General features: G+C 58.6%; 2 protein-coding genes. One reads left to right on the top strand and one right to left on the bottom strand.

Annotation, left to right across the window (positions count from 1 at the left end; all coding sequences use genetic code 11):
• Window positions 1-153: 153 nt before the first annotated feature.
• A complete protein-coding gene (locus D6877_RS02585) occupies window positions 154-1,008 on the bottom strand; it encodes a LysR family transcriptional regulator (protein ID WP_016773560.1) in 855 nt (284 codons plus the stop codon).
• An 89-nt stretch (window positions 1,009-1,097) separates the two neighbouring features.
• On the opposite strand from D6877_RS02585, the gene D6877_RS02580 reads away from it, so the two are divergent.
• Window positions 1,098-1,435, top strand: a 338-nt coding sequence (locus tag D6877_RS02580; RefSeq protein ID WP_130909741.1) for a PACE efflux transporter, incomplete at its 3' end; no start/stop codon positions are given.

Here is a 1,435-nt window from a genome sequence, read left to right as displayed (position 1 = left end):
GGGGGATATTGGAGGGATTCACCGACTTGAACGAATTGTCTTGAATCCATAATCGATAAGGTTTTTCAGGTCGATGAATAACGCCAGACACCTCGGTCGGCCCCCTCTCCCTCAGGGAGAGGGCTGGGGTGAGGGGCTTTTGATCTCAAGCGCTTATTCAAGCATCTTGCTGAGCAACCAGCTCCCCGCCGGCCCGGGCGGATACAAGCGCGACCACAAGGCGTCGACAAACACCGGTTTCGGCCAGCCGCGCACATTCAGCTCTATCAGCAAATCATTGGCATAACGCTGCACCAGCCACCTCGGCAGCGGAGCCCAGCCAAAGCCTTTCTCCGCCATTTCCAGCAGCATCAAATAACTCGGCGCCGACCACACCCGGCCTTTGCCGCGACTGTCATACGGATTGACGATGGTCGCCAGCCGCAGCTCGCGATGTTGCTCGAGGATCTGCTGATCGACATGCTCAAGCTTGGCCAACGCATGCTCACGGCTGACGAATAGGGCAATCTCGGTGCGCTCGGCCACGGTCGAAGTCACCAGATCCGGCGGGTAGTTGTCCTGCATTTCCGCGAAGGCCAGATGCGCCCGGCCGCGCTGGACCAGTTCGATCAGGTCTTCGCATTCGGCAATCAGGCATTCCAGCTCAAGCTCCGGATAACGCTGCTCGAAATCTACCAGCGCCGCCTCGAAACGATACGACTGATAGGTATCGGATATCGCCACGGTCAGCTTCGGTTCCACGCCCTGGGCCAATTGCCGTGCGCTCATCTCCAGGCGACTGGTGGCGGCCAGAATCGCCTCGGCTTTTTGCAGCATCACATGGCCGGCGGGGGTGAGCGTGGGCTTGCGGCTGCTGCGGTCGAACAGCTGCAGATCCAGATCGATCTCCAGGCTTGCCACTGCCGCGCTAATGGTCGACTGACTGCGCCCCAGTTTGCGCGCCGCTGCGGAAAATGAGCCTTGCGTCGCTGCCTGGACAAACGCCAGCAGCACTTCCTGCGAAGCCATGAACTATCGCCTTGATCGATGGTTATTGGTTTTGAAGTATCGGTGTTCAGTTGGATCATGGCAACCATCGTCAAACAAGGAGTCAGGCCATGACTGCCCACAAGTCCATCACCGAACGTGTTTTCCAGGCTGTTGGTTTCGAGTTTCTCGCGATCCTGATCTGCACGCCGCTGCTCGCATGGATCATGCAAAAGCCGCTGCTCGACATGGGCGTGGTGACCGTGTTGATTGCGCTGTTGGCGCTGGCGTGGAACGTGGTTTTCAACCGTTTTTTCGACCGTGCATTGGCGCGGATGAATCTGCCGCACAACGCCTGGGTCCGTGTAGTGCATGCGTTGCTGTTCGAAGGTGGACTGATCGTGATGGGTGTGCCGCTGATTGCCTGGTGGCTGTCGGTCAGCCTGTGGCAGGCGTTGTTGCTCGACAT

The organism is Pseudomonas sp. Sample_9, assembly GCF_004307535.1.
Classification (GTDB): Bacteria; Pseudomonadota; Gammaproteobacteria; order Pseudomonadales; family Pseudomonadaceae; genus Aquipseudomonas; species Aquipseudomonas mercuritolerans.
Note: the sequence above shows the minus strand (reverse complement) of the source record. Positions and strands in the feature narration are given on the sequence as shown.